The sequence below is a fragment of the Ideonella sp. genome, assembly GCF_035254525.1.
Taxonomy (GTDB): domain Bacteria; phylum Pseudomonadota; class Gammaproteobacteria; order Burkholderiales; family Burkholderiaceae_C; genus Ideonella.
In genome coordinates this window covers 1-3,002 of sequence record NZ_DATFAN010000057.1, presented here as the reverse complement: position 1 = coordinate 3,002, position 3,002 = coordinate 1, and the positions used below count along the sequence as shown (strand labels likewise).

Genomic DNA, 3,002 nt, shown 5'->3' with positions numbered 1-3,002 from the left:
GGCTATGGCACCTACTACGACGAGGCGACGCTGGCGGGCATGGGGGGGCGCACGACCTTCACGGTGAGCGGCGCGGCGGGCGATTTCACGTCACCGACGGCGCAGACCGGCGGAGTCAACCTGACGCCGACCGTCTCGCGTTCGACGCCGCCGCTCGGCATGCTGCCGGGCGCGCCGGCACGAGTGGGCGTGCAGCTCAGGCTGGCGGACACCGGCGCCGCGGGCCTGCGTAGCGCAACGATGGAGTTCTGCCTTGATGGTGGGTACTGGGATTGCTTCTACGTGCAGGGCGAAGTCACGACGCGCGGCAAGAGCGACCTGCTTCTCACGATGGGCGGCCATGTCAGCGAGTGGAACAACATTGGCAACTATCTGCCGACCTCGCTGTACGTCTATGACTACGCTGGCAACGCAAGCTACTACTACAACTACTACGGCGACGACCTGAATGCGTTGCTGGACAACCCGGTGATCACGATCACCGAGTGAACTCGCGCCCGGCGGCCGCGCCGGGTGAAGCCATACAGCCAGCGGCGCATTCGGCGCCGCTGGCTTTTTTCATGCCCGAGCCAGGAGCAGCGCGCGTTCGCGCTCGTTCCTGGCCATTCCGGCAGCGCGCAGGAACTCCCCGCGCGCCTCCTCGTGTCGCCCCAGCTTGGCCAGCAGGTCGCCACGCACCGCGGGCAGCCAGTGGTAGGCCTTCAGCGCCGGCTCGTGGACCAGCGTGTCGACGATCGCCAGCCCCGCCGCCGGGCCGAAGGCCATGGCCACCGCGACCGCGCGGTTGAGCTCGACCACGGGTGACGGCGAGACCTGCGCCAGCGCGTCGTACAGCGCAGCGATGCCGGGCCAGTCGGTCGCGGCGGCGGTGGGCGCGCGGGCGTGGCAGGCGGCGATCGCCGCCTGCAGGGCATAAGGGCCGAGCGGGCGGCCTTGTCGCTCGCTCAGCGCGTCGGCGCGGGCAAGTGCGGCGAGCCCCCGGCGGATCAGCAGGTGGTCCCAGCGTGCGCGGTTTTGGTCGGCCAGCAGCACCGGGCGACCCTGCTCGTCGGTGCGCGCCGCGGTGCGCGAGGCTTGCAGCTCCAGCAGCGCGGCCAGGCCGTGGACCTCCGGTTCGTCGGGCGCCAGCTCGGCGACGATGCGCGCCAGCCGCAGCGCCTCGTCGCACAGCGCGGGGCGCATCCAGTCGTCGCCCGCGGTCGCGGTGTAGCCCTCGTTGAACACGAGGTAGACGACCTCCAGCACCGAAGCCAGGCGCGTCGCGAGCGCGTCGCCGCGCGGCACCTCGAACGGCACCTTGGCTTCGGCCAGCGTGCGCTTGGCGCGCACGATGCGCTGGGCGATCGTCGGCTCTGGCACCAGGTAGGCGCGTGCGATCTCGGCGGTGGAGAGGCCGCCCAGCAGCTTCAGCGTCAGTGCGACGCGGGCCTCGGGCGACAGCAGCGGGTGGCAGGCCGTGAAGACCAGGCGCAGCAGGTCGTCGCCGATGTCGTCCTGCCTTGCGGCATCGAGTGCATCGACGAAATCGGGCACGACGAGTGCCTCGCGCGCCTCCAGGTCCAGCCCGATCTGCTCGAGCTTGCCGGCAAGGTTCTTGTCGCGCCGCAGCCGATCCAGCGCGCGGTGCTTGGCGGCGGTCATCAGCCAGGCCCCCGGGTTGGCCGGCACGCCTTCGGCCGGCCAGTGCTCGAGTGCGGCAACGAGCGCGTCCTGCGCCAGTTCCTCGGCCAGGCCGATGTCGCGCACCAGGCGCGCGACGCCAGCCACGATGCGCGCCTGCTCGATGCGCCAGACCGCGTCGATCGCACGGTGGGTGGCCGCTTGGGGCGCAGTCGTCATGCCGCAGGCGGGACGGCGCCGGGTTCCATGTAGACCAGCTCCCAGATGTGGCCATCCGGATCCTCGAAGCCGTGGCCATACATGAAGCCGTGGTCCTGCGGCGCGCGCGGCGCGGTGCCGCCGGCGGCGAGCGCCTTCGCGACGAGCGCGTCGACCTCGGACCGGCTCGCGCACGACAGGCAGACCAGCACCTCGGTCGACTCTGACGCATCCGCGATCGGCTTGGCGGTGAAGGTCTGGAAGAAGGGCTCGGCCAGCAGCATCACATAGATGGTGTCGGACACGATCATGCTCAGCGCGCTGTCATTGCTGAACTGCGGGTTGAACGAGTAGCCGAGGGCCGAGAAGAAGGCGCGACTGCGCTCGATGTTCTTGACCGGCAGGTTGACGAAGATCTGGGTGGGGGTGCTCATGGTTCCTCCGACGGTGGGTGCTGGGCCGTGGCCGCGGGTCAACGGCGCGCGGCCTCCATGTCCTTGAAGCGCTGCAACGCGTCGTTGGGCGTGAAGTCGTCCAGCTCGAACAGCGGCCGCACTTCGATTTCGGCGTCCACCTCGGGCCCGAAGGGGGCCGGGAAGCGCCGCGCCCATTCCATCGCCTCCTCGCGCGAGCGGGCCTGGATCAGCGTGTAGCCGGCGATCAGCTCCTTGGACTCGGCGAAGGGGCCGTCGACCACCGTCGGCCGGCCGCCGCGGTAGCGCACGCGCCAGCCCTCGGCGCTGGGCTTCAGGCCGTTGGCATCGAGCAGCACACCGGCCTGGGCCAGCTGCTCGTGGTAGCTGGCCATCGCGGCCATCAGGCCTTCATCGGGCATGGCGCCGGACTCGCTCATCGCGTTGGCGCGCACCATGATCATGAATCGCATCGTCGTTGCTCCTGTGGTGGTGGGTCCGTACCAGCACGACGAAGTGGGCCAGCGCTTTTCGACATCCGACGCAAGCGACGGGGCCTGACGCCGCGCGGTGTTGCGGCCGCTACGCGTTCGATTCGTCGTAACAGGGCGCCGCCGGCCGCACCTCGACGGTGGCCCATTCGGCGGCCGGGCAGCGCTCGGCGATGGCCAGGGCTTCTTCCGGCCCGGCGCAGTCGATCAGGAAGAAGCCGCCGATCATCTCCTTGGCCTCGGCGTAAGGGCCGTCCAGAAGCTGGCGCTTGCCGCCGCG

General features: G+C 70.4%; 5 protein-coding genes. 1 reads left to right on the top strand and 4 read right to left on the bottom strand.

Annotated elements, in window-relative coordinates; all coding sequences use genetic code 11:
- A partial coding sequence (locus VJ693_RS05195; RefSeq protein ID WP_324152430.1) for a hypothetical protein occupies positions 1-489 on the top strand: 489 nt, incomplete at its 5' end.
- A 69-nt stretch (positions 490-558) separates the two neighbouring features.
- Here VJ693_RS05195 and VJ693_RS05190 read toward each other — a convergent pair.
- The 4 genes from VJ693_RS05190 to VJ693_RS05175 all read right to left on the bottom strand — a co-directional run.
- Complete coding sequence (locus VJ693_RS05190; protein WP_324152428.1) at positions 559-1,839, bottom strand: RNA polymerase sigma factor; 1,281 nt, start codon at positions 1,837-1,839, stop codon at positions 559-561.
- Positions 1,836-2,252, bottom strand: coding sequence for a VOC family protein (locus VJ693_RS05185; RefSeq protein ID WP_324152427.1), 417 nt, complete (start codon positions 2,250-2,252; stop codon positions 1,836-1,838). The genes VJ693_RS05190 and VJ693_RS05185 overlap by 4 nt, the downstream gene beginning before the upstream one ends.
- 38 nt (positions 2,253-2,290) lie before the next feature.
- Positions 2,291-2,704, bottom strand: coding sequence for a YciI family protein (locus tag VJ693_RS05180; RefSeq protein WP_324152426.1), 414 nt, complete (start codon positions 2,702-2,704; stop codon positions 2,291-2,293).
- 109 nt (positions 2,705-2,813) lie between these two features.
- Positions 2,814-3,002: YciI family protein (locus VJ693_RS05175; protein ID WP_324152425.1), on the bottom strand; the 189-nt coding region annotated here is incomplete at its 5' end.

What these genes read in the sequence shown, in the direction of transcription:
- VJ693_RS05180 (WP_324152426.1), bottom strand. Translation starts at nt 2,704, where the DNA reads ATGCGATTCATGATCATGGTGCGCGCCAACGCGATGAGCGAGTCCGGC.
- VJ693_RS05190 (WP_324152428.1), bottom strand. Translation starts at nt 1,839, where the DNA reads ATGACGACTGCGCCCCAAGCGGCCACCCACCGTGCGATCGACGCGGTC.
- VJ693_RS05185 (WP_324152427.1), bottom strand. Translation starts at nt 2,252, where the DNA reads ATGAGCACCCCCACCCAGATCTTCGTCAACCTGCCGGTCAAGAACATC.